This window comes from Rhodothermales bacterium (genome assembly GCA_017643395.1).
In the GTDB taxonomy this organism is placed as follows: domain Bacteria; phylum Bacteroidota; class Rhodothermia; order Rhodothermales; family UBA10348; genus JABDJZ01.
Map to the genome: position 1 here is coordinate 216,841 of JAEPNP010000001.1, position 25,985 is coordinate 242,825.

At 64.7% G+C, this 25,985-nt stretch carries 17 protein-coding genes; 4 read left to right on the forward strand and 13 right to left on the reverse strand.

The features are described from left to right. Positions 1-19: 19 nt before the first annotated feature. From JJ896_00860 to JJ896_00870, 3 genes are all read left to right on the forward strand, one after another. On the forward strand, positions 20-1,588 hold the full coding sequence (locus JJ896_00860) for a HAMP domain-containing histidine kinase (GenBank protein ID MBO6778178.1): 1,569 nt from the start codon (positions 20-22) through the stop codon (positions 1,586-1,588). 1 nt (position 1,589) lies between these two features. Beyond that, entirely contained in the window at positions 1,590-2,924 is a 1,335-nt protein-coding gene (locus tag JJ896_00865) for a sigma-54-dependent Fis family transcriptional regulator (protein ID MBO6778179.1), read from the forward strand. 911 nt (positions 2,925-3,835) lie between these two features. Continuing rightward, positions 3,836-4,834: a tetratricopeptide repeat protein gene (locus JJ896_00870; protein MBO6778180.1), complete on the forward strand. Its 999-nt coding sequence runs from the start codon at positions 3,836-3,838 to the stop codon at positions 4,832-4,834. 251 nt (positions 4,835-5,085) lie between these two features. Here the strand turns inward: JJ896_00870 and JJ896_00875 are convergent, their stop codons facing one another. The 8 genes from JJ896_00875 to JJ896_00910 form a co-directional block, all read right to left on the reverse strand. After that, positions 5,086-5,982 carry a DUF4249 family protein gene (locus tag JJ896_00875; GenBank protein MBO6778181.1) on the reverse strand — a complete coding sequence of 299 codons (897 nt, stop codon included), beginning with the start codon at positions 5,980-5,982 and terminating at the stop codon, positions 5,086-5,088. Then, entirely contained in the window at positions 5,982-8,264 is a 2,283-nt protein-coding gene (locus JJ896_00880; GenBank protein MBO6778182.1) for a TonB-dependent receptor, read from the reverse strand. Before JJ896_00880 ends, JJ896_00875 begins: the two co-directional genes overlap by 1 nt. A gap of 70 nt (positions 8,265-8,334) precedes the next feature. Beyond that, a complete protein-coding gene (locus JJ896_00885) occupies positions 8,335-10,872 on the reverse strand; it encodes a carboxypeptidase regulatory-like domain-containing protein (protein ID MBO6778183.1) in 2,538 nt (845 codons plus the stop codon). A gap of 43 nt (positions 10,873-10,915) precedes the next feature. Further along, positions 10,916-11,806 carry a FecR domain-containing protein gene (locus JJ896_00890; GenBank protein MBO6778184.1) on the reverse strand — a complete coding sequence of 297 codons (891 nt, stop codon included), beginning with the start codon at positions 11,804-11,806 and terminating at the stop codon, positions 10,916-10,918. Continuing rightward, positions 11,803-12,369 carry a sigma-70 family RNA polymerase sigma factor gene (locus JJ896_00895; protein ID MBO6778185.1) on the reverse strand — a complete coding sequence of 189 codons (567 nt, stop codon included), beginning with the start codon at positions 12,367-12,369 and terminating at the stop codon, positions 11,803-11,805. The genes JJ896_00890 and JJ896_00895 overlap by 4 nt, the downstream gene beginning before the upstream one ends. 84 nt (positions 12,370-12,453) lie before the next feature. Beyond that, a complete protein-coding gene (locus JJ896_00900; protein MBO6778186.1) occupies positions 12,454-12,846 on the reverse strand; it encodes a hypothetical protein in 393 nt (130 codons plus the stop codon). Positions 12,847-12,948: 102 nt separating this feature from the next. Next, a complete protein-coding gene (locus tag JJ896_00905; protein MBO6778187.1) occupies positions 12,949-13,314 on the reverse strand; it encodes a hypothetical protein in 366 nt (121 codons plus the stop codon). An 80-nt stretch (positions 13,315-13,394) separates the two neighbouring features. Further along, a complete protein-coding gene (locus tag JJ896_00910; protein MBO6778188.1) occupies positions 13,395-15,494 on the reverse strand; it encodes a tetratricopeptide repeat protein in 2,100 nt (699 codons plus the stop codon). A gap of 63 nt (positions 15,495-15,557) precedes the next feature. On the opposite strand from JJ896_00910, the gene JJ896_00915 reads away from it, so the two are divergent. Continuing rightward, the gene (locus JJ896_00915) at positions 15,558-16,028 is read left to right on the forward strand and encodes a hypothetical protein (GenBank protein ID MBO6778189.1); all 471 of its coding nucleotides are present in this window, start codon (positions 15,558-15,560) and stop codon (positions 16,026-16,028) included. Positions 16,029-16,060: 32 nt separating this feature from the next. Here the strand turns inward: JJ896_00915 and JJ896_00920 are convergent, their stop codons facing one another. From JJ896_00920 to JJ896_00940, 5 genes are all read right to left on the reverse strand, one after another. Then, positions 16,061-20,551 carry a DUF11 domain-containing protein gene (locus tag JJ896_00920; protein MBO6778190.1) on the reverse strand — a complete coding sequence of 1,497 codons (4,491 nt, stop codon included), beginning with the start codon at positions 20,549-20,551 and terminating at the stop codon, positions 16,061-16,063. Next, the gene (locus JJ896_00925; protein MBO6778191.1) at positions 20,548-21,354 is read right to left on the reverse strand and encodes a YaiO family outer membrane beta-barrel protein; all 807 of its coding nucleotides are present in this window, start codon (positions 21,352-21,354) and stop codon (positions 20,548-20,550) included. The genes JJ896_00920 and JJ896_00925 overlap by 4 nt, the downstream gene beginning before the upstream one ends. Before the next feature lie 196 nt (positions 21,355-21,550). Continuing rightward, a complete protein-coding gene (gene wecB, locus JJ896_00930) occupies positions 21,551-22,735 on the reverse strand; it encodes a UDP-N-acetylglucosamine 2-epimerase (non-hydrolyzing) (protein ID MBO6778192.1) in 1,185 nt (394 codons plus the stop codon). A gap of 110 nt (positions 22,736-22,845) precedes the next feature. Then, complete coding sequence (locus JJ896_00935) at positions 22,846-23,958, reverse strand: hypothetical protein (protein MBO6778193.1); 1,113 nt, start codon at positions 23,956-23,958, stop codon at positions 22,846-22,848. Continuing rightward, complete coding sequence (locus tag JJ896_00940; protein ID MBO6778194.1) at positions 23,955-25,970, reverse strand: glycosyltransferase family 2 protein; 2,016 nt, start codon at positions 25,968-25,970, stop codon at positions 23,955-23,957. Before JJ896_00940 ends, JJ896_00935 begins: the two co-directional genes overlap by 4 nt. Positions 25,971-25,985 lie beyond the last annotated feature (15 nt).

Below are 25,985 nucleotides of genomic sequence, written 5' to 3' on the forward strand. Positions count from 1 at the left end.
ACAACTGACTCTTCTCATCATGGCGGCCCTGCTGCTGCCACTTGCCCTGCTGCTCGGCGCTGTCCGGGTTGAGGTGCGCGGCCAACTCACCGATGAGTATCGCGATCGCGTACGCTCGCTCGTGGAGACGGCCGAATCCCGCCTCGAAGGTGAACGGCGCCTGCTGTTGGCAGCCGCTGAGTCGGCTGCACAAGACCTTGCGACGCAGCCGGGACTCGTGCGCTTCCTGCGCGGAGACAGTGCCTGGCTGTCGGCGGTGCCCGGCTTGCTGGACCGGACTGCGGCACGCACCGGCATGAACCGGCTGCAGGTGCGGCTCGATGAGGGCCGGGTCCTGGGCGATGAGGTCCTGCCGCATCCCGAAGCAGGCACCGATCCTCAGTTTTTTGTGACGGAGGAAGGAACGTGGCTGGTGGTAGCCACACCCGCGGAGCTGGCTGATCGAGGTACCGCGTTGATCGGCGCGCGTAAGGTGGGCTCCGACTTCTGGCGCTCGCTTGCTCCCGACTCGATGCTCGTCGCGGGCCTCATCAGTCAGAATCTGCTGAGAGCCGGCGAGTCCCGTTCAGGTCTGTCGGCGGAGATGGCTGTGCGCGTCTCCGATGGGGAGCGCTGGCGGGACGGCGTGGTCCGCATCACGCACAGCCTCGGTCCGCTGGATCAGGTACTCGGAGCGCTGGACCGGTGGCTGTTGCTGGCGCTGTTGGTCGTCGCCGTCAGCGCCGTTGGTATATCGTGGTGGGCATCCCATCGGTTCACCCGGCCGATTCGCGAGCTGCGGGAAACGTACAGCCGCACCAATCTCGACAGCACGACTTCCGCGCCCAGATTCCTGGCGCAGCGCCGCGACGAAATTGGCGGGCTCAGCCGATCTCTGGAAGGCATGTTGAGGCGATTTCGCGGGCAGGCCTCCCGGCTGCGGCAAACAGAGCGGCGCGCCGCCCTGGGCGACTTTGCCCGACAGGCCAATCACGACATCAAGAACGGCCTCACCCCGGTGCGCAATGTCATGCGCCATCTGGACGAAGTCTCGAACGACCCCGCGGAGCTGGGTCGTGTGTTTGCCGATCGCCGGTCCACGCTGGAGTCCGGCATGGACTATTTACAGTCACTGGCGACGGCATATGCTCGACTCGCCGCCAGTCCTCGGCTGGAGTCCGTCAATCTTTCGGCGGAGGTGCGGGGGATTGTTGCCGCCTTGGCTGACGATCGGGTGCACTGTGCTGCTTCGGGAGAGATCCGGGCCAATGTGGACCGCCTGGCGCTGAGGCGCGTCCTGGAGAATCTGATCGCGAACGGGCTGGACAGCTTGCCCGAGGGCGGTGGCAGCGTGCAGGTTCGGGCGGCATCCGATCATGGGAAAGCGGTTCTGGAGGTCCGCGACACCGGCAGCGGCATGCCCGAGGAGGTGCGCGCGCGGGTCTTTGAGGACTTCTTTACTACCAAGTCCACCGGAGCCGGACTGGGCCTCTCCATTGTCCGGCGTCTCGTGTCTGATATGGACGGTTCGATTGACGTAGACTCCACCCCCGGAGAAGGGACCTGCTTCGTGATCCAACTCCCCCTCGCTTCCGCCCATCGCGACTGACATGGCGCACATCCTGATTGTCGACGACGTGGCCGCTCTGGCGGAGCAGTACGCATATGATCTGCGGCGTCTGGCGGACCACGAGACCACCGTGGCAACATCCGGCGCGGAAGCACTGGAGCAGGTCGCGGAGGTGCCGGCGGACTGCATCATCCTGGACCTGGAAATGCCGGGCATGGACGGCTTCGCCGTGCTTCGTGCGCTCGAGGAGGCCGGGGTTTCGATTCCTGTGATCGTGTACACCGGAACCGGTGACTTCGACCGCTGCATGCGCGCCGTTCGGCTGGGAGCGTTCAGCTTCATCGACAAGTCCGAGCCCATGCAACGCGTGGTGCGCGAGGTCGAAATGGCTCTCGAACACGGCAGCCTCAGGGAAGAGGTCGCCACCTTGCGGGCTCGGCTGCGCGGTCCCGAGCTGCTGGGCACCTCCGCCGTCATGCAGACCCTGCGCGATCAGATCGCGCGCCTCGCACCCATTCCCAGCAGCGTGCTGATTCTGGGCGAGAGCGGTTCCGGCAAGGAGTTGGTGGCTCGTGCCCTGCATGAGCAGTCGGACCGGGACGGTCCCTTTGTGGCGATCAACGCGGGTGCACTCCCGGACTCGCTGGTCGAAAGCGAGCTGTTCGGACACGAGCGTGGCGCCTTTACCGGCGCGGACAAGGTCCACCGCGGGGCCTTTGAGCGGGCGGCAGGAGGCACCCTGTTTCTGGACGAAATCGGGGAGCTGGAATCCGGCATACAGGCACGCCTTCTCCGAGCCCTCGAGGCTCGGGAAGTCACACGCCTCGGAGGCGAAAAGCCGATTTCAGTCACCGCGCGCGTGGTGGCTGCGACCCACCGGGACCTCGACCAGGATGCTCAAGACGGCCGCTTCCGCACCGACCTGCTGTACCGTTTGAACACCCACGTCCTGCGCGTGCCGCCTCTGCGGGATCGGAAGAGCGACATTCCGGAGTTGGCCGCGGCCTTGCTCGGCGGGATCTGCAAAAGTTTCGGCATGAAGGCGCGACGGCTTTCGGACGATGCGCTCGCGGCCCTCATGAACGCCGAGTGGCGCCGAAACAACGTGCGTGAACTGCGCACCGTGCTCGAACGCATGGTCATCGCGTCGGACGATGCCGTGATCGATGTGGACGCCCTTCCCGCGGAGTTCGAAGTCCCGGTCTCAGGCGGATCGTCCTTTGCAGAGCAGAAGGTCGAGGCCGAACGGGGCATTGTCCTGCGCGCGCTGGAAGCCCACGACTGGCGCATTACGGAGACCGCGGCCTCGCTGGGCCTGGCCGACCACGCGAGCCTGCTGAAGATCATGCGCCGGCTGGGAATCCAGCGGGGGTAGGGGGGGGGGGGCGCGGCGGGCTCGGCGCGGCCTTGGCGCGGCGGTGGGCTCGGCCCGGCCGGCGGGGCGGTGGGCTCGGCGCGGGCGGTGGCGGTCGGCCCGGGCGGCAGCGCGACTCGGCGGCGCGGCCCCGCGGCGCGGCCCGGCGGCGCGGCGGCGGCATCCCGCGGCGCGGCGCGGCGGGGCGCTCGGCGCGGCCTTGGCGCGGCGGTGCGGGGCGGCGGCACCCCTCGGCGGCCAGCAAAAAGCCCCGAAAGTGGAATCACGCCCCCGCATCCCACAAAAGACCCCTCGGCGAGGCCGCCGATGTGGAATACGGCCGCTGATTGCATGTCGGGGCCCGAGCATCGGGGTCCGATGTGGAATCAGGGCCCCCGATTACACCTGCACCCGAGGCGGCCAGCGGCTCGGGCGTCCCGCGGCGGCGCAGCGGCACGGGCATCCCGCGGCACCCGCAGCGGCGGCACCCGCAGCGGCCGCACCCCGCGGCGGGGTAGCGACTGCGCGCTTCCGGCTCCAATAGGTTCACAAACACCCCCGGATGCAACCTTAGTAGCGGTTTCGAGCCCAAATAGGTTTAAAAACACCCCCGATGGAACCTTAGCAGCGGATTCGAGCGCAAATAGGTTCAAAAACCCCTCCGGATGAAACCTTAGCGACAAATCGAACCCCGGGGCGGCCGCTCGCGCCGGAATCGCGGCCGGCGCCGGTGCCCCGTGTCCAGGCGGACACGTGACGCCTCCCGCGCTCGTGTCCCAACGGACACAGCGCGCCCGCGCGGTCCGCAGGCAAAAGACCCCTAACCCACTGCCGCCCAATCGCTTACAAACCCCATCGCCCGTACCTGGCATGCCTTGGCATCGCGCTTGGGTGGGCATTGCACGGCACTCGCAACCAAGACCTTCGAGACCATGCATAGCAAAAGCCTTCCTCTATCCGAACTAGTGACGCTGGTTTACATGACCGCGCTCGTTCTCACCCTCGCCCTGGTCGGCTGCCGGCCGGATAGCGAACCCACTGCCGCCGACACCGCCCCTGAGGTGACCGAGCGCGTGAGTCCTGCCCCGGCACCTGTGGTGCTTCCGGTCGTGGAGCCCGTGCAACCCCCGGCACCGACCGTGGTGACGCCGGTCACCTACGAAGAGGCGGAAGCCGCCTGGAACGAGCGCGACTATGTGCGCGCCACCGAGCTCTTCACCCGGTACATCGATCAGAAGCCGGAGAACCCGTGGGGCCACTACATGCTCGGCCTCTCTGCACGCAAAGCCGGCGAACTGGAAATCGCCGAACTCGCCTTCCGCGAAACACTGATGCTCGACGACACCCACGTCAAGTCGTGGCAGAATCTGGCCCGTACGCTGCTGGACGGCGGTCGCTCGGACGATGCGCTCTCGGTCCTCATCGAGGCTGATTCGCTGTCGCCGGAAAACGGCATCAATCACAGACTTCGCGGTCGTGCCCTGCACCAGGCCGGCGAACTGATCAGCGCTGCGGATGCGTATCGCGAAGCGATTCTGATCAACGAATCAGACGCGTGGGCGATCAACAACCTGGCCCTCGTGCTGGTGGATGACAAGCGGTACGAGCAGGCACTGACCGCGCTCGCCCAGGCGGTATCGATTGCACCTGATAACGCCACGTTCCAGAACAACCTGGGCATGGCACTGGAACTGCGAGGATTCTTCCGCGCCGCCGAGTTGGCCTACGGCCGGGCGGTGGACCTGAACATCGACTACGAGCGCGCACAGTCCAATCTGGATCGAGTCGTAGCGGTCGAGGGCATTGACCCCTCGGAAATCTCCATCGAGACCCTGGCGCAGGCCTTCATCGACGAGGTCAACACATGGCGCGACGAATACGTGGCCCGCGAATTGGGACCGGCCCCGGAACTCACCGACGTGGATTCCTGAGCCGTGTTGGGGGGCGGAAAGTCCGCTCCCCAACTACCTCCCCCGCCATCGCTGCGGACGGCTGATTGGGGGGACATCGCAGCGAAACGGAAGGCCCCACTCGCCGACGGCGGGTGGGGCCTGGCGGTTTGCGGCCAGCGCGCCCCGTCCCCGGCCTGGCGGTTGCGCCCGCGCGCCCCATCCGGCCGAGAGCCCAGCCCCAGACGGCCTCAGCCAACCCCGGCCGGCCACCAGCAGCCAGCCCGCACCCATCACCCCGAATCCAGCGGAAACACAAAGGGCATGGGCTCGGACCGATTCATGGCAGAAAACACGCCGATCAACCCATGCACTCCGGTCTCCAAGAAGACAGGTTCGATGAAGGGATTGACGTTGGCCTCTCGCTGCCTGTCCAGGCGCTCGTAAAACTCGGCGGCCTCGCGGTCCAGGCTCTGGATGTAGACTAGGGCCTTGTCGTCCTTGTAGTTCGTGTGGGCCGGCTCGACCACAAAGCGCACCGGGGCGCCGTCCAGCCGGTCATCGAAGTACACGAAGCGACCTACGTCGGTTTGCCACACCTTCTCATCTTCAGCCAGACAGGGACTGCGATATTCCCGGTCGTCCACGGTCTCATGCCGAGTGTCGAGCTCGCGCACCATTTCGAAGCGGTACTGATCGGACCGTCCGGGGATGTCGTCGAAATTCACCACGACCCCCTCGTGTCCACCATAAATGTCGACAAAGGTCTCCACGTAGGAAACGTCGCTGATTGTGGCAGCCGGCACATTGGTCGTCGCTTCGGCCGTGTACGACTGCCCCCGCCGGGTCAGCGACAGGGTGTATGTGGCGTTCTCCCGGATCTGGATGGACCCGGCGTAGAAGGGCTCCCATCGGCACCACCAGCGGCTGTAGGTGGAATCAACCACCAGTTGATCCAGACCGTCCGGCCCCAGAATGTTGACGACCGCATCGTCCACAAACAGCTGCGACGGAGTCAGCCGCGACGAGAAGAAGGGCACGGTCTCGTTCAGGTAGATGCGCGGTGTTTCGCCCGGCATGAGCAGGCCTTCGATCGCCATGGTCGGCCGATAGGGTTGCTCGGTGATGCCAATGGTCTTCTTGCAGCCCAGCAGGCTGAGCGCAGCCAATACAAGCAGAGTTGCTCTCATCAGAATCGCACGTTGTAGGAGATGCTGGGCACGATGGGCAGCAGAGCGACCTGTTTGGCCACGGGCTCGCCGGTCTTGATGTCCAGATCCAGGTAGACGTAGTAGGGATTCAGGCGGCTGTAGGCGTTGTAGGCGCCAATCACAAGCTCGCCCTCGTCAAACCAGCGGGGACTCGCGATCGTGCGCGTGGCCGAGACGTCCAGCCGGTGGTAGTTGGGCATGCGGAAGTTGTTGACCTGCTCGTAGTCGTAGAACAGGCCTTCGTAGAGCTCCCCGCCCAGGCTGACATGCACGCGGCCAACGGGCAGCGTGGCCGCCGGCCCACTCTGGAAAACGAACGCGCCCGAAAGTGACCACTTGCCCGGCAACTCGTACGTCGCAGCAGCAGACACATTGTGCCGCCGGTCATATCGGAAGGGAAAGACCTCCCCGCGATTGAGCGCTGGAAACCGCTGGCGCGTCCAACTCAGCGTGTAGCTGAGCCACCCCGAAAGCTTGCCCGCCCGGCGTTTTACAAACAGCTCCGCCCCGTAGGACCAGCCCCGTCCAAACGTGAGCTGACGGTCGATGTCCTGGTAGGCGAGAATCTGGGTCCCCTCACGGAACAGGACCTGGTTGCGCATTTCCTTGTAGTACCCCTCCAGGCTGGCCTCATAGCGCCCTTCCCGGAAATTCCGGAAGTAGCCAAACGCGTATTGCGTGGCCTCCTGGGGCCTGGCCGCCCGACTCGCCGGGGTCCAGATATCGGTCGGGAGCGATGCGGTCGTGCTCGGAACCAGATGCACGAACTGATTCATCCGTGTAAAGCTGGCCTTGAAGGAAGACCGCTCGGTCAGACTCAGGCGCACCGCAAGTCGGGGCTCAATCGCTGAATAGGTGGTGTCGTCACCGCTGTACCATGGAATCCTCAGGCCGGCACTCAGGCCAAACCGCCCGTTGGAGTCCCAGTCGTCCTGAATGAACACGGCAGACTCGTGCACTTTCCGCTCGGGAATCTGGCCGGCGTCGATTCCGGCGACCACGTGCCCCGTCGGGAGCTGTCCGCCGGTCCCGGTGGACATGAACACATGACGCGTCGTCGTGCCACCGATCCGGATGTTGTGGCGGGGCGCCGGGTAGAATTCCAGCACCGCCTTTGCCGTCAGATCGTTGATGCCAGAGTAGTTCTGGGAGTAGAACTGCCCCTGGATGGTGTTCACCCGGATGAAGTACTCGTTGCTGACCAGCGAGACGTTGGAGAACAACCGGGGCCCGAAAATGTGATTCCAGCGCAGCGTGCCGGTGGAGTTGCCGAAGCGAATGCCGTAGCCGGTTCCGGAAGCGTCGAGGTACTCCGCGTGATCCCGGCCGCGGAAGCCGCTCAGGTAGATCCGGTCATTCTCTCCGGCACTGTAGTTCAGCTTGCCGTTGAGGTCGTAGAAGTAGTAGACCCGGTCCTTCTGAAAGGGCCGAATCAACAGGTCCAGGTAGCTCCGCCGGCCGGAGAGGATGTAGGACGCCTTGCCCTTTGCCAGCGGCCCCTCGATGGTGGCGTGCGACGATACGATGCCGACACCCGCCTGGCCTTCAAACTCCTGCCGGTTGCCATCCCTCATGGAGACGCGCAGGATGGACGAAAGTCGGCCGCCGTACTGGGCGGGAAAACCACCCTTCACCAACTCCACGTTGTTCAGGGCACGCGAATTGAACGCGCTGAACAATCCGAACAGGTGGCTTGGGTTGTAGACCGTGGCTTCGTCCAGTTCGACCAGGTTCTGGTCGGCGTTGCCACCACGCACGTGGTATCCGGTGGTGCCCTCCTGCGCCTGCTGCACGCCGGGAAGTAGTTGGATCACCTTGAGCACGTCCTGCTCGCCCAGCAGTGCAGGCAACTGCTCCACATATCGAATGGGAACGTCCACGACACTCATGCGCGTCGTGCGCACGTTGTCCTCCACCAGGGCCTCAGCCGAGACGACTACCTCATCAAGCAGACCTGCGCCGGGCTGGAGAGCGACGTTCAGCCGGACGTCCCGATTCAGATAGACCTTTTTGACCTGAGGTTCGAACCCTACAAACGTGAAAGCCAGCGTCGTCGAGTCCGCTGCGTCCAGGGTCAGCGAGTAGAATCCGTAGGCATTGGCGGCCGTGCCGGTCCCGGCGGTCACGGCGTGCACATTCGCCCCGATCAGGGTCTCGCCATTGGTGGCATCCGTAATGACGCCGCTGATCGTGAAGCGCTGGGCCTGGACGTTCGAGCCGAACGCAACCATGCAGACGATGAAAACGATCAGGGTGCGCATGCCGCCAGTCGGGTTGGTTACCCTTTGGACACGCGGCGACTTCGCAACGCGTAAGTCCCATCGCCCGAATTCAGAGGTGCACGCGCACGGAACAAATCAGCACGCGGGGCAGGCCGTGAATGGCGTATCTCCCGTCGGCGTCCAGTCGATACTCCACCACATTGTTTCGTGCCGTCACGTTGATGGCGTCAAGCCGCAAGGTGACTGGAAGTGCACTTCGCGACATGGTGTAGGAAAGGGCGGCGTCGAGCTGCGCGTAGAGCGGCAGCCGATCCTCATCGGGGCGTGCGACCTCGCCGGGCAGATACGCATAGTAGGCGCGACGCATACCCCAGGATCGCCCTCGCACCAGTTCACCACTCATCGACAGATACCATGCCGGTGCGGGGCGCCAGATCGCGCCACCGGCGACACGCAACGGTTGCTCCCAGGGCGAGCGAATTTCGGCGCCTCCATAGCGACCTGGCACGGTCCTTCGCGAGCGAGACAATTCCAGCGCTCCCTGCACTTCCAGGCTGCCTGGACGCCAATCGACCTCCAGTGAAGCGCCGGAAGCCGTTCCGGACGCCTCCCCAACACTCGGCCCTCCGGACTGGAGAGCGACGTCATGCAGGCGCAGAAACTCCTTGCGATAGGCGCGGCTGGTTACGGTGAGGTCCGGCGCACCCTGCCAGGCGGCCTCCAGCACCGCGTGTGCGGCGGTCGCCGGCCGCTGGTCGGCCGTCAGAGGCAGCCAGACCCGAAACGTCGGCAGTACGGCCGACAGGCTCCAGCTCGCCAGATCAAACTGGTTGAGGTATTGCCGATAGAGTCCGACTGCTGCCCGACCGGAGGTCCGTCCCCGCTCCAGGTGCACAGCCGCCCGCGGCTCCGCATACAGAGTTCGACGGGCGTGCACCCACACCAGCCGTGATCCTCCGGTCACCTTGACGGCCGAACCGAGGTACCAGTCTGAATCCAGGGCAGCTTCAGCGAGCCAGCGCGCCTCCGGGGTTTCGGGAGGCAACAGTTCCCGGGTTGGGTCGCGAGGGTCGACACCCATGCGCGAGTCTGTGTCCACGTTTCGCACTCTCAGATCCAGGTTCATCGAGACACGAGGACGCAGACTTGTCTGCAGCACTGCGTAGACGCCTTCCGAAACGACTTCGTTGAATTCCGACCCCTGGGCGCCCCGTGGAGCCTGCGGCGACTCGGCAAACGGGTGGTTCAGAAGAAACGAGGATGTCCACACACCTGCCGACATGAGCGTACGCGTGCCGGGCAACCAGCTGTACCGGGCCTGGAAGGCGCGATTGCGCCAGACGTACTCATCCGACACGGCATCCAGCTCAAACGGCGGAGACTCAAGCGCGGGAGTACCGAACCGGTTGTCGCCCAAATAGGCGGAGGCATACAGCCAGCCGGCCGCCCCGACGGTCCGCTTGACCGCGGCGTGGGCATCGGCATAGCTCATGATCACCGGCTGCTGCTGCAGCGCGGCCCCCAGTTGCTCAAGTTCGGTTGCGTCTGATTCGAACAGCCGGGAGGCGAGCCATGGGTCCGGCCGGCTCCACTGGCGGATTCTTCGGTCCAGCGCATTCGGCCGAAGGTGTCGCCCCAGTTCGCTGCGAGCGGCCAACATCATCTCCCACTTATCCCGGCGACCTGAAACGCGTGCGTCCGCCGCGAGCGGCGACACCTGCACCACGGCGGCGCGACCGCCAGGGCCATCGTGCAGGGAGTGCTCCGCATGAATGCTCCCCGCAAGCCCCGAGTTCGACCGCACTGACGATCCGGCTCGGTGCACCATCATGTCGCGAACGGCCAGCGGGCTGAAAGGGCTGAACACCCCACCATTCGGCAGCGGCACAAAAATGGGCGTGCCGTCCAGGAAGAGACCGTGTTCTCCAGGTGCACTGCCCTCCAGGAGCACACCGGCCCCGCCGGGATCCACACGAACCCCGGATACTCGGGCCGCCCCTCCGACGCCGCCCGTGGTGAGAGCGCGCACGTCATCGACAAGGCCCCGAACCGCCGAGGTGCCTTCCTCCAGGCTCCGGGCCTTCAACCCGGAGACGAGCACAGCCTGCCCCTGAACGATGCGTTGCTGCAGGGGAATGGACCGGGCCGCTCGCGCCGTCCATACGGTGTCGATCCGGGTCTCGTAGGCGACATGGGTGATGCGAACCGGGTGCGGGCCGGGTCGCACCATGCCGAGCAGAAATCGACCTTCCTCGTCAGTGAGCGTTCCTGTACCGGCGGACACATCCTGCACGTGAGCATGGCGCACCGGCTGGCCGGAGACCGCATCGACCACACGCCCGACAATGGAGGCCAACTCCGGACGGCGCTCAGGGGCTCCAATCACCACGTGCACACCGGACGAGAGGGTCACATAGTCCAGCCCGGTGTGATCGAGAATGCACCGGAGAGCCGCCACCGCATCCTGTGTGCGAATCCGGCAGGTGGTCCGCCTTCCGTCGACCAGTGCCGATTCATACAGCAACTCGATTTTCGACCGCGCCACCAGTAGCCGTAGGGCCTCGGCCACCGGCGCATCAATAGCCTGGATCTCGATAACGCGGGTCTCCTGCGCCTGGAGTTCAGGCGGGTGCAGAAGTCCCAGCAACGCGACAACCAGGACCAGTGTATGCCGAAACGCAGCTATCGGATCAACGATCGGTCACTTCAAAGCCGTCGGACGTGGGGGAGTAGGTCAGAGCCAGCATCAAGGAAAGGTCTCCCAGTACCTCCTCAGCCGAGGCGGGACCACGAAATGCTCCGTTCACAAGACGCCCCTGCATTTCCGACGTGCGATTTTCGATGCGGACCCCGAACCGGCGCTCGATGTCCTGGAGGACAGCAGAGAACGGGGCGTCCACAAAGACGAAATCGCCGTTGGTCCAGTCAAGCGCGACGTCGACACCAAACTCGGGCGCGTCCAGGATGCGGCCTGCCTGGATCCGGCGCGAGCTGCCGGCCTCAATGCGTTCGGCGGCAACAGCCGACTCGAGTCGCACACTGCCCTCTTCAAGATGCACAGCGGTACCTGCCTCCCCCGGCCAGGCACGCACGACGAACCGGGTTCCAAGCACCGTGACCCGCGCGTCCCCGGTATGGACACGAAAGACCCGCTGCGACGGAACCACGTCGAAGCGCGCCTCACCCCGAAGATGCACGGGCGCGGACCGGCGCAGCGGCCCCGGCATGTCAAGCTCACTGCCGGGGTGTAAAAGCACGGTGGAACCATCCCGCAACGTGACCAGCTGGGTATTTCCCGCCGGGGCGACCAGTGTAGACCCGGACCAGCCAAGAGCGACGGCGACGAGGAGCACCGCAGCGGCAGCAGCCCCCCATTTCCAGGGAAAGCGGCGCCCCGACGGCTGGGCGCCTGCAAGGATGTCCTGACGGAGTACCTCCGCCTCGGCTACACCCAGAGACGGCTCCGGTGCCACGGAGCCGGCGAGATCCCAGGCGCGCTTCAACGGCTCACGTTCCGCCGCCGGAAGACCACTGAGCAAAGCGTCGAGTTCGGTTTCGGGAGTCATTCCTGGGTCCATCATGATCGTGCCTCTTCAGCATGCATGCCCGCCTCCCGATGCAGATCCAGATGCGCCCGCAGGTCGCGAAGGGCGTGCACGATGTGGGTCTGGACCGTTCGCACGGACAACCCCATAATCCGGGCGATCTGGTCATGGGTCAGCGCGTGGTAGCGACTGAGCAGGAAAGCTTCCGAACGGCGTGGCGGCATCGCCCGAATGCCCTCGCGGACCAGTCTTTCGAGGTCCTGCGACGATTCCTGATCAGGCGCGCCGGGTTCCGGCAGTTCTCCGGGCAGCTCTACGCGCCGCAGCTTGCGGCGCATGTTCAGGGCGCGGTTCCGGGTCATGCGATACAGCAGGGCCTTCAGTGAGATGCGAATCGAGAGCGACTCACGCATTTCCCACAACTTCAGGAAGACGTCCTGAACGACATCGCCCGCCGATGCACTGCCCGCAATTCCCGCGGCGTACCGGTACAAGGCGTCCTGGTACGCCGTCACGGCAGACTCAAAGGCCTCCCGGTCGGACTGCTGAATCCTTTCGGGCAGCGTTTTGGATGGCGATGGGGTCACGCGGTCGGTCATCGGGTGTGGCCTGAAGACACACGACCCTGCGGCTACGCGTAATCGACGGCGCTGGTCCTCCCGAATCGGACCCCGCGCCCGGGCTCAGCTCCAGTTCACGATCGCAATGACGGCGAGAATCACCAGTCCGATGGCAAACAGGGTCCCCAGGAGATCGGCCGAAGCCTCTTCGCGGCGCGACTCTTCAGTCTCTTCCAGTCGGCGCTCGGTTTCCCACGCTTCGAACTCGCTGGCCAGTTGGTCGACCCGCAGCTGCAGATAGCGAGCGCCTGCGCGATCCCGGTCCCCGTCCGTGGCGGTCAGGGCCATGGCATACACGCCTCGTCGGGATCGACCCGACTCCAATTCCAGCGCGGCGCGATCGAAGAGCATTTCCTCGCGCACGTTCTCTTCCGCATCGTCCATCTCCAGAAAGAAGGACTCGACGGGAAGCTCATGTCGTGCCAGACGGCGCCGCCGTTCTACAAGTGTGGCCATGACTCAGCAGTTGTTCACCCGCGGAAGGGCAAACGCTGGGCCAAGCCCGAATCGTAGCTGGAAGCCAGATTTCGCGACTCGCGGGGCGGAAGATTCGTCCCCTCAGGCGGCCTTCTGATCGCTCACGATGGGCAGTTTGGCTGTGACCATCGTTGCCGTGCTTGCCGCCGCGGCGAGCAGTCGCAACTCGACGGCATCGCGCGGCAAAAGGACAGACTCCACCCTCCAGGGGCTTTTTTCGGCACCGTGCCAGACCAGCAGGAAGGTGCGCTTTGTATCCATTTCCACGTGGTTCGGCACGCGAAGACAGACGGTGGTGTCCTTGAACACGGCTGCGTAGGAGGCCAGCAAACCATTGTCGCCGGCTCCTTCAATAAGGCTCGCTACAAACTTGCCCGCCATGGGGTGGGCAAGGATGATGCTAATGAGGTCGTCGTGGTCGATTGACCCGAGGCTCACTCGCTTCATGGCTATCGGTGAGTGCAAGTGGGGGGGAGGGCTGCCCCTCCGTTATCGGCACCCGACAGCTGGTGATTAAGAGGAGCTTCTCAGTTGCGCGACTCGAGTTCTTCCTTGAGCGCGGTCGCGGCCGGATGACCCGGATTAGCCCGCAGACCCGCGTTCAGCTGCGCCATGGCACTGATGGGGTCGCCTTTTCCGATGAATGCGCGGGCCAGAAGGACACGCATGTCCGTGTTGTCCGGGTTGGCTACCACGACTCTGCCGATCATGTTGACGGCCTCCTCGTGGTTACCCGTCTGCAGGGCTACCAGCCCCAGGTTCAGCACCGGCGCCAGGTTGCCTTGCTCATACCCGAGCAGGGATGCCTTGCGCAGCACTTCCAGGCTCTCCTCGAGCTGGCCACTGCGCGCCAGGGCCGTACCCAGGTTGGTCAGGCCGTCCACGTAGTCCGGGTTCAGCGCCACCGCGTCGCGAGCCGCCGCGATGGACTCGTCCAGCCGACCTGCGGCCATGAGGGTAACCGCCAGTCCGTTGTGCGAGGCCGCGTCCCAGGGCTCCTCGGCAATCGCCTTCCGGTACGCTTCTTCGGCCTCCCCGAGTCGACTAAGCCGTTGCAGCAGATTGCCGTAGTCGGACAGAATGCGCACGGAACCGGGCGTATAGGTCAGAGCGCGCTCGTAGAAGGACAACGCGGTGTCGAAGTCACCGTCTGCCTCCAGTGCGCGGGCCACACCATGCAATCGCTCGGCGTCCGTCGTGTCGGCGCGCGCCGCCGCCCGCATCGGCTCGACCGCCCCCTGCCGCCCCGCCAGCAGCAGCGCCTTTCCCCAGGTCAGCGCCGCCTCCGAGTTCTCTTCCTGCAGGAACCAGTCCCGCTCGCTTTCGGCCAGAATCAGGCCACGGGCGATGGCATCCATATCCCCGCGCCCGAATCCGTAGGTCAGATATGCCAGCGCCTCTTCTCCAGCAGAAGCCTCTCCTTCAAGCGGCTGCAGGACCACACCCTCCACGTTCTGGCCGGACACCGACTCCTCAACCGGGGCAGACGCACGAATGAAGTGATCCGTGAACGTGCTGTGCGGCGCGTTCTCCACTTCCCGCCGAGACATGTGGCAGTCCACGCATCCAACAGCCTCCTGGTGGGCACCCTGAAGCTCCGGCGCAACCTCCTGAGCCACCCCGGTGTGGCAGGACTGACAGGTGGCGTCAAAGTAGGCCGGCCCCTGATCACGGAATCCGTCGTGTGGATCATGACACGTGGTACACTCCAGAGGGCGCTGCGTGCTTAGCGACTCCAGAAAGCAGGCACTTTGCTTGAGACGATCCGCGTGACTGACCACGCTGAAGCCCTGGTCATGCGCCGCTGCATACAGGACCTGGTGGTCGGAGAGCGCATCGCCCGGCCGAAACGAGTAAGGATCCTTCCCGTCGGGATACGTGACGACAGCCCCGTTCAGGTGACACTGCTGGCATACATCCAGGCGACGATCCATGGACAGCGACGCGAGCCGAACCAACGTCGGGTCACCTCCCTCCGGCGGGTTCGGCACCGCCCGTCGGGCCGCCACATGCTCCGAACCCGGACCGTGACAGCGCTCGCAGCTGATGGCCGCAGGCTGGGCACCGAACACATCGTCCAGCCCCTGCGCGCGGGGCGGCGCATCCGTGTGACAAGCCATGCATCGGGCGGTCACCTTACGATCAAATCGCTGATTCGCCTCGGCATAGCCCGGACTGAAGTCCCAGATTCCCTCCTGGGCGTACCACGTCAGTGGCAACTCGAAGTAGCGCCCGTTCACATGACTGACGTAGGTGCGCGCCGCCTGGGCACTGCCCACCACATGAGTGATCGGACGCACCAGACGATGCGTCTGGGTCCCGCGATCGTCCAGGCGGTACTCCTCCTGAAAAAACCGGTCTCCCTCGCGGAATGCCCTGTAGTAGAAATCGCTTTCCTCGTGGTAGACTGCCGGTCCCGGGAAGTCCTCGATCACTCGCTCCGGATGCATGGCATAGAACGAGTTGGCCATGCCGTGGGACTGGAAGGATGCGTACTGGTCCTCGTGGCAGGACGCACAGGCCGTGTCTCCGGTGTACGCCGCGGTTACCACGGGCACGTCGGACACCGACGGATCCGCCGGCGCACAGCCGACCAGGAGCGCAACGAGAAAAAGCAGACGGGTCATCAGCGGGTGGGGTAAGGGCGGCGTGTATCGCCTTCCGCGCTGAGGGTTTCCGTAATTTGGGCGATGCCGTCTCTACTCGCCGTGGACCTCGGACTGCGAACCGGACTCGCCGCCTACGGGCCGGACGGTCGTCTGCTGTGGTACCGAAGCCGCAACTACGGATCGAGAAGCCGGCTGCGCAGCGCTGCGGCCTCTCTTCTGCGCGAATACCGGGAAACTACCCACCTGGTGGTCGAGGGCGGCGGGGACCTGGCCGTGCCGTGGCAAAAGGCGGCCGAGCGGGCCGGCGTGGTACCGCAGTTCCTGGATGCGCACACCTGGCGCACGGTGCTGCTGCTTCCCCGAGAGCAGCGAAGCGGGGCCCTGGCCAAGCAAGCGGCCGACAGGCTGGCACGAAAGGTGATCGCGTGGTCCGGGGCTACCAGACCTACATCATTGCGTCATGATGCCGCCGAGGCCATCCTCGTGGGCCTGTGGGCCGTGCTGGACCTTGGCTGGCTTTCACGCCTTCCGGCAGAGCTGGCACCAGGTTGAAGCGTTGGCCGCGAACCGGCCTCCCGCGATCCTTACCGCAGCACGGTCATGTGTCGCACGAGCGTGCGATTGGCTGCCTGCAGGCGGTACAGATACACGCCGCTGGCAAGCCGACTGGCATCGAACGGCACGTCATGGCGTCCCGCGGTCATGAACCCGTTCGCCAGCAGGCCGACCGAACGGCCAAGCATGTCGAACACCTCAAGCCGTACCGGCCCGTCTTCCGGCAGTCCGAATTCGATGCGCGTGTGCGGGTTGAACGGATTGGGGTAGTTCTGCTTCAACTCGTAGCTGTCCGGCGTCACGGCCAGAGGATCTCCCTCCGCGCCTCCGAATCGCAGTTCGCCCACGTTCAACTCGAACGGTGTGGACCGACCCTGCTCGCCAATCACGTAGAACGAGATCAGCAGCAGGTCAGACGGGTCGAGTGAGCCCGTTCCGTCCGGGCGCCGTAATTCGTCGAACCAGAGTCGATATGTTTGCGGTTGCCGTTCCAGTTTCACCACGGTCCCGTGGTGGTCCGAGGTGCGCACCGACTCCTTCTCAAAGAGTACCCGAAGTTGCCCCGCGCCGGAGGCCGTAAACTCGACATACCGGTAGTCGGACAGGTCCATGGCGCGGCCGTTGGCCCGCAGATAGCGGAACAGAACCGCCCACGTGCGCACGCTGCCCGTCATATTGACGCTGCGTTCTATGCGATGCACACCGTCCTTGGCTGCGCCCTGGTCGGCCTCCACGCGAAAATCGTTCACGTCGGAGCCACCTTCACCGTCGTAGGTGTAGCTCCAGGCCCCATCGGCCAGGTAGACGACGTCCCGGTCACCGGCATCCGTTTCCACAAAAAATGAGGCGTCGAACAGCGGGCCGACCGGAATGCTTACCCGCGAGATCCCGTTTTCGTCCGGGCGCGGCACAGAGACCGATTCCTGGAACGCCTGACGGTCCCCGAGTTCGGTGCGCTGGATGGTGCCGCCGGTGAGATGAATGCGACCGCGCGCCTTCGGATTGTAGAGCTCCAGTTCCAGCACGCCACTGCTGTAGTTACCGGTCCGGATGTAGAGCTCCGGCGCCTGCGGCGGATTCGCCTCCGTATTAAGGAACGTGATCGGACCCATCTCGGCAAGACGTGCCAGTGAGGCCTCGACCATCATTCTTGTGTACGATGGACTCACCGACCAGACCTGCACATTGATGACGTCCTCTGCGTCTGCCGGCACGTCGTGCTCGTCCAGACGGAATCGGCTGTCGACGGTCCACCCGGATCCGGTCCGGTAGGCCACGTAGGTCACGGCGTGATCGACCGCACCGTCCTCATGCACCAGGCGCGACAACAGGAACGGTTGTCCGGCCGCCTGAATGGCCGCAACCGATGTGAGGTGCGCACCGCGCAGGCGATCGCACACGACTTTGGTGTGTTCGTACAGTTCGCCCGAAAGCGTCAACGTTGCAAACACGGCGCCAAGGCGCCGGCCATCGCGCATGCGCAGGTAGTCGGCAGCCACCACATCGGCAGCATTTGTCACGGGAAGGATGTCCTCCGGCGAACTCTCGAAGGGCTCACTGCCGTCCGGTCCGGTGAGCGGTACCACGGCCCGCAGCGTCGGGTTGCTCAGCCCTGACTTGCCGGCACCGTCAAACTGGAATTTCGGCAGACCATCAATCCCTCCGGTCTGCGACGCTTCGAGTCGACGTGTGAACAGCACCCGGGCCAGTGTGCCCGCAAGCGAGCCGTCTGACTCCAGTCCTCCGCCGCCTCCGCCCGAGCCGCCGCTGGGCGTCACCGTGGCGTCATCCTGGTCGTCTTCGGTCGGCTGATTGTTGTTCGGCGTGGAATCCACGTCCGTCTGATCCGCCGCGGTTACCTCTGCGGAATCCGTCGCCGGATCCGAGGTGGTCACCGTCGCCACGATGTCGAGTGTCGCGCCGCCCGACACGTTCACCGTACCGACGGTCCAGATCTCAGTGCCCGCATCGAACGAGCCCTGACTGGGCGTCGCAGACACAAAGGTGAGCGTGCCTGGCAGCGTATTCGTCACCTGAACATTGGTGGCCGTGTTCGGCCCCGCGTTGGCCAGTGTGATGGTGAATGTCACGTTGTCGCTGACATTCGGGCTCGGTTGATCGACGTCGACTGTGAGCGACAGATCGATCGGACGGCGATACCCAAAGCGGTTTGCCGAGTCCGTATTGCCGAAGTCTGAGAATGAAGCCGTCTCCACGTTGTCCGTGGTCAGAACCGCATCGCCCGGGAGGTCTCCCGTATCGATGTCCATGACAAAGTTGCCTTCGGAGGCGACCACGAAGCTGAAATTGCCGCTGCCGTCGGTGTCCTGGGTCGCGACCTGGATGTCACCTCCATCAACGAGACCGTCTGCGTTTACGTCGCGGTAGAGCCTCACCGTAACACCGGAGGTGCCCGAGTCGGTGCCTCCCTCCCACGTGCCGTTCTCGTTCATGTCGAGAAAGACATTGCCCGAGATGGTGTTGACGCCGTCCACGAGACAGGAGACGGATTCGTGATCGGTGCCGGTGGTCAGGCTGCGCACGTGCGTCGCAACGCCGGTCGTCTTGTTGACCGTAAAGAAGGAGTTCCGGTTGGCACCGCCGCTGGTCCCGGTCGAACCGTAGAGTTCACCGTAGGCGTCGAACGCAAGGCCTTCCATGTCGTCCTGCCCCAGGGCACCGACACTGGTGACGCTGCCGTCGGTCTTGTTGATGGTCACCAGCACATCGGCCGTGGACGAGTTGTTGATGCCGTACAGGGTGCCGTTGTAGGCGTCGATGGCGATGTCGTCGATGTCGGGCAGACCGGTGACAGCCGTGGAAGCGATCACCAGGTAGTCCACGCCTGCTCCGAACGCGTCCGGGATAAAGGCTCCGGTCGTCGTATTGATCTGGAACAGGAGGTCATCCAGGTTGGTGGCGCCCTCCCGGCGTTCGGTGGCCCAAAGGATGCCGGTCAGCGGGTCAAAGGCCAGCCCGTCCGCATCGTCCAGCGTCTGAAGTCCGTCGGCGCCGTCGCCCTGGCCGATCGTTCCAATGGATGTGAAGACGCCGGTGCTTGTGTTCAGCGTGCCGAAGTCGCCGCCGTCCACCGCGTAGAGAATCTCCGTTTCCGGCCAGTAGGCCGAGGCTTCGATGACGGTGGTGCCGGTCGCACCTACGCTCTGCTCGGTCGATCCGCTGCGCGTGGTGCGCAGGAGCGTGTCCCCGGAGTCAGCCACCACGTAGCAGACCTGCCCTCCGATGGCAGTCGGAGTCAGGCTTTCCGAATCGTCGTCATCCTCGTTGGTGGAGGCGTTGTTCGGGGTGGAGTCGAGGTCGTTGAAGTCGTGGCTCTTGACTTCGAAGCTCTGCGTGACGGGATCAAACGTATCGACGGTTACCACTATGGACAGCGTGGCCGTGCCCGAAGCGGTCAACGTGCCGACATTCCATTCGCCGGTCCCGGAATTGTAGGTGCCCTGACTTGGAGTCGAGGACTTGTAGGTCAGCCCTGAGTCGAGCGTGGCATTGACAATGACGCTCGTCGCGTTGTTGCCCGACTGCTCGTCCAGCGTCAGCGTCAGGGTCATGTCCGAACCGACGGGCGGCGTCAACGAAGAGGCGGACGATGCGAGTGCCAGGTCCACGTCGACGGCCGGCGCTGTCCACGGGCTCTCGTCGGGCTCGGCGAGCGGCGTCGCGCCAAGCAGCAACATGGCAAGGACCACTACACCCGCGGGCATGGCGGAAAGGTTGCGGTCCTGACGACCCCGGTCCCGTTCCCAGCTCATTCCCCATGAGAACAGCGCGATGAATGCGAACACTTCGACCGGAAGGCCGAACAGAATGAACAGAATCGGCATGTAGAGTAATCCGCCGTAGTACAGGACCACCCCGTGCACGGCATACTTGAGGGGAATCATGAAGAAGAGGTAGCCCATGCACACCACCGTGATGGTCGCTTTTTGCCACCACCGGTAGTCCAGGATCCAGTGCGTGACCGCCAGGATGAGTGGCACCACCCCGATGAGTGTCATGCCTGCGCCGGTGAGGCCGGTCAGGTAGTCGCCGGCCGTGTACGGAAACGGCCAGGGCTGAATGGCGAAGAAGGCGACGGCAGAGCCCTGGATGAGGGCCGCCGCGCGGAGGAAATAGTTGGTCGGTGCCATCTTGGCCGGCAGCAGGTAGCTCAGGATGACCAGACACAGACACACCGTCCCGGTCACGATCAGATGCGCACGGGAGGGCTCGAACGAAGGCAGATCCAGTTTGGGCAGTACCAGCGCCAGGCGATCGCCGATCACGTAGTGAAGCGCTGTCGTGCCGCTGGCCATGCCGAGCGGTTCACGCACGACATCGAGGATCCATACCCAGACCGAGCCGGTGAAGGGCAGAGTGGCTACCCACACGAGCGTGACCAGCAGGCCCAGCAGAGCCATCGGCACAATGTGCGCGCGGGACTCCGTGCGTCGGATGCCGCGGTGCCGGTGCAGATACGTGGTCGCCCTGCCCGGATACTTCTTGCGCAAGTTCCTCATCGGCGCCCCGCGGCGTTGAATCCAAAGAAGAGCGATACCTCCACCCCGGTCCGGGTGTAGTACGGGTTGTTGTACCAGGAGCCCGATACCTGAAGCCCGGAGGTCCGCGTCAACCACTGCCGCCAGGCCACGCGCCCCATGCGGCTGTCAAAGTTTGTGTAGATCACCAGCGGATCGATGATCTGATAGGCCTCAGAGCCCATCGCCGCATGCAGTAGCAGCGTTGCCTTTCCGTGCCGGCCAATCGTAAGCGCGGCGTCGTGATAGCGTGACGTGGCCTCGCCCGGATTGCTTAGCTGAAACCGCACGCCGCCCTGCGCAATCAGCCATCGACTGAAGTAGACCTGCGCTTCCACGATAGCCGCCATGTCCTGATGCCCGTCGCGTACTTCCCGGAAGAAGCCGCTGACAAGCAGCACCACCTTGCGACGCGGAGGCAGCTTGCGGCCGATGGTCACGTCCGCGCGATACTTCGGATTGTAGAACCCGCCGTTTGAGGTGCGTGCCGCCACCCGGGTGATCCACGCTCCCAGATTGGCCGTGTGCTGCAGTTTGTAGGCAAAGCTCGGCTCTCCGAAGCGATGCTCGGCCACGGCCTCGCCGTTCCAGATCATCTTCGGGCCACGTACAAACTCCGTGCGCACCACGGCCCCGCGCCACGGGCTGATGCCCGCGTCAAAGCTGTAGTTCAGCCCACCGATTTCCACCCGATCGCGGGGCGGGGCGGTTTGCTGCAGTCCCTGCGCGTGCGCGGTCGTGGCGGCGCAGGTAATGATCGAGGCCAGAAACAGATGTCGGAGCATGGGCACACCGGCTTTGCCGCCGGCGCATGGCTGTGGTTCCTCCACGCGAGTGGCAAGCAGTGTGCCGTGCTCCTTTTCGGGCTTTTTGGCGTTTCAGGAGGGACTCCCTCCCTGCCCGACGGGCAAAACTTGCCCTGACCCCTACCCCGTCTGCTTTTGTGTCGGCCGCCAGAGCCGGCCTCTCCGCCCCTTCTGATCAGGCGGCGCGAATGACTCGCTGGGAGCCCGCCAGATCCTGGACCAGCACACGGGCGATGGCCTGTCCGGCATGCCCATCGCCGTAGGGATTCCTCACCGTGCGCATGCGGCTGTGCACGATAGGCTTCTCGAGCAGCGTCTCTACCCAGCGCCGGATCTTGCCGGGATCAGTGGCCACGAGGGCGCCGCCGCCGGCCTCGATGAGCTCCGGACGTTCGGTCGTCTTGCGCGTGACAAGCACGGGCACACGCAGTGCCGCGGCCTCCTCCTGGATGCCGCCGGAGTCCGTAATGGTCAGCCAGGCATTCCGCAGCGTCCACAGCATCTGCGGGTAGTTGAGCGGCCCCGTCAGCAGGACCCGCTCGTGCACATCGGGCGCAAGGTCTTTCATGACCCCGATCACCGTCTTGCGCACAACCGGATTCGCATGCACCGGCCACACGACGCGCAACTCGGGATGTGTCTCTGCCAATTCACGCACCGTGTGCGCGATACGAGCCAGGGGCGCCCCCCAGTTCTCGCGGCGATGGGCCGTGACGAGCACAATCTTGGAGCCTTCCGAGGCCTTTACGAACGGCGCCACGTCGCAGCCCTCGACTGCACCCCCGCCGGCGTAGTGCGAGATGGCGTAGTCCATGCCGAGTCGGGTCGCATCTACAATGGTATTGCCCACCATGTCGATGCCGTCTCGGGCAATGCCTTCCTCGGTGAGATTGTCCACCGCGCGCTCGGTCGGTGCGAAATGCCACCGCGCTATCTGTGCGAGCAGCACCCGGTTTTGCTCCTCGGGAAACGGATCGCTCATGTCGTGCGAGCGCAGGCCGGCCTCCACGTGGCCCACAGGGATCTGCGCGTACGATGCCGCCAGTCCCGCCATGAGCGCCGAGGAGGTATCGCCGTGGACCAGAACGGCCTCAGCATCTTCGGAAGCGATGACCGCATCGACCCCGTCCATGAGTCTGCCACCCAGGTAACCCAGCGTTGACCGTTCACGCTTTAGCGTGATCACGTGGGCCGGATCCATCTCGAAGAACTCGTAGACCGGCCATGCCATTTCCTCGTGCTGGCCCGTGTGCACCACGACGGGTGTCAGGGGACTGCCCTGGAGGGCATGGTAGACCGGAGCCATCTTGATGATCTCCGGACGCGTACCCATGCACAGCAGGATGCGCTTCTGGCTCATGTGGAAAGAGGGGTGCGTCTTGTGGCGGTTCGCAACAAGAGCGGTATCGACCTCTTTCCGGCGCCCTCAAGGCCAATTTGGCCTTTATTCTGGCTCCGTCGACGTGGAAGTCAGGCGGCCATGCGGGAAACCGTGCGTAGCGCCACGCGGCCGGCCTCGACGGCCATCACAACTCCGTGGACGCGCGCTCCCTGCTCCATCAGTACCGTGTTTCCTGTGGCTGTCGATGGCGTCTCCGGTGTGCCGACCTCGGCACCCCATCGCACGGTCAACTGACCCTCCGAACCTGCGATGCCCGTGACTCGGGAGCCGGCTCGCAATTCGAGTGACGTGTTCGAGAACACCTCTCCTTCGACCGAGGCGCCGACCTCAAGCAGAATCGAGCCTTCGGCCTTGATGGAGCCCTCGACGCGGGCTCCGCGCCCAAGGCGGAGGTTGCCGAGTACAATGAGGTCTCCCCTCCAGACATGTTCGGGGGGAATTGTCAGGTTTCCGTCCACCTGATGCGCCTTGCCGTGTCTGGCAGCGCGTCCGTTGAGGCGGAAGAGCGGCGGAAGGTCCAGCGTGCGGTGCAGAGAGGGTACCTGCCCCTCCGGCCAATGCCACTCGTCTCCGAAGCGGATTTCCAGACTGGCGAGCCGCTCAAACTGGCAACCGGGCCACACCTGCAGCATGCGGTGGGCGGCGACGGAGCCGTTAAGTTCGCAGCCGGCCAATGCACGAAGCGTGCGGCGGGCGTGGATCCAGTCCCCGATCACGGTTTCGTCACCCAGAAATGCGTCTCCATCCACGAACAGTTTTTGGATCAGGCTGCCCTGGCCGGACTCGAAGGCCCCGGAGATGTAGGTCTGCCGCAGCAGTCCGGCGCCGGCCGGCCATTGGGTGAGCGTGTTGCGCACCACCACCAGCGGCAGTACGCCGTTCTGGAAGTCGGGGGTGTCGGTGGAATGCGGGCCGATGACCTCGTAGAACTTTCGAAGCGCTTCGACGCCTCCGCCCGGCCGGCCCCCTGCGGCGAGGTAGTTGGAGACCGCTTCCTGCACATGCGTGGCGACCTCCTGTCCAAAGTTCTCGGCGACCAGGTGATGGTCGTCCGCGTAGGTGTCGGAAATGGTCAGGGGCAGCTTGTCCCGCCCTGTGCGCCATTCCGTGAGCGCCGGCCAGGCCGGGAGCAACAGGACAAGCGCTGCGGCAACGATCAGTATGACCACACCGATCGTCATGACTGTTTCTTCGGGGAGGATGGGATGCGGTGGCCCACGGTGGGCGCCCTGCTGGCCACACGATCGGGTGCGGACGGTGGCCGACGGTCTCGTTTTCGGAGTTCGTCAGCCGGTCTCGGGCCGGATTGTGGGGGCTTCGGGGAAGGTTGTTGCGGGGCCGGGGCGGCTTGCTGCGGGGCCGGGGCGGCCTGCTGCTGCGGGGCCGGGGCGGCCTGCGGCGGGGCCGGGGCGGCCTGTTGCGGGGCCGGGGTCGACCGCTGAATCGGTGCCCATGCGGGCGGACGCGGTGCCGCTTCACGATTTGCGGCTCGATCCGGAGCAGGGGCGGGAGCAACCGCCGCAGGCCGCATCGGGCGCTGCGCGGGCGGTGCCATCGGCGCCGGTGCCATCGGCGCCGGGGCCGGAACCGGTTGCGGAACAGCCGGAATGGCATCCGCGCTGCGAATCGTCTCCTCTGCGCTAGCCGGCGTGCGGTACCTCTCCGTCTTGTCCCAGACCACCTCTTTGCGGCGACGCGGCCAGAGTTGGGTCATGACGGCCCGCGAGGTGGAGACCAGGCTGACCAGAAAACCGCCGAGGACCAGCGGGAGAATGCGAATGCGACGCTCGGTTCCGTCCAGATGCGCGGCCGCGCCGATCTCAAAAAAGGCCGCGAAGTTGCCGATGGTGTTGTAGGCGGCCACCGAGAAAATGGCCACGGCCCCCAGGAACGGGTTCGCACCGAGATAGAAGGCCAGGATGGCCAGGAACCAGCCGATCAGCAGGATCGGCGACATCAAATAGGTGCCCAACAGAAGGGCGCCGTCCAGCCGTTCTCGAAACGTCAGCCGCGGTCTGGACCATAGTCCCGGCATGTAGCGCACGGCGGCGTCGGTGTGCCCGCGAGCCCATCGCATGATCTGCCGAATGCGGACGGGCCAGGTCTCCGGGACCTCCTCGTAGCACTCGTAACGATTCGAATAGGCGATCTTCCATCCGCCCAGGACCAGACGGAACGTGATATCGGTGTCCTCAGCGAGTGAGTCCTCGCGCCAGCCGCCGACGGCTTTCAGCGCGGAAACGCGCACGCCGCCGACCGTACCGCCATATTGGGCGATCACCTTCAGATTCATGCGCGCCTGCTGGTCCACCTGATACCCACCGCAGCGCTCCAGATCGAGCAGCCGCGTGAGCAGATTCCGAGGCGTGTTCACGGGTACCACGCGGCCCATGACGGCACCGACCTGCGGGTCCAGGAATGGTGCGGCCAGGCGCTTGATCAGGTCTCGGCCGGGCAGATAGTCGGCGTCAAATACGAGAATGACGTCATCGGTCACGTCCGCGATCGCATCCTGCAGCGCGGCCGCCTTGCCCGGTGTACCACCCTCCCTGTGTAAGGGGAAGATGCGAGTTGCGTGGTTCGCCGCGTACCGGTCGATGATGTCCCGCGTCCCGTCGGTGGAGCGGTCGTTCACCGGCACAATGCGCATGCGATCAGCCGGGTAGTCCGCTGCGAGCAGTGCCTCCAGGATGGACGCGACCACGCGCTCCTCATTGTGGCAGGGGATCAGGACGGTCAGACTGGGCCAGTTGGCGACGTCAATCGGCAGGTAGGTATGCCGCTGCCTGCCATAAAGCCGGTTGTATGTAAAGGTGTAGTGCCGAACGCCGTACACGCAGATCAGCGCAACGATCGAGTACAGTACCCAGAGCACAGCCTTGATCCAGGCTGCGCGGTCGCGATCCCAGGTCGTGCCATACCAATGCGGAGGCAAGTGACCCACCTCGACCCCGTCTGGCAGCGGAATCGGTGATTCAAGTTTCGCCAGCTGGGCATCATTTGCCGAGCCCGTAGCCGTTTTTGCCGTCGTTTCCACTGCGACGGCGCTGTCCAGAACCAGAGTGCCGGCGTCCTCGCCGTAGCGCGCACAGCCGCTCACTACGCTCAAAAGCAGCAGAAGCGTACAGAAACGCAGGATTCCAGATGTGGAAACCCGCCGAGATCGGCCTTGGGAAGCGACGTTGATCGGCATGAAGCAGATGGTGTG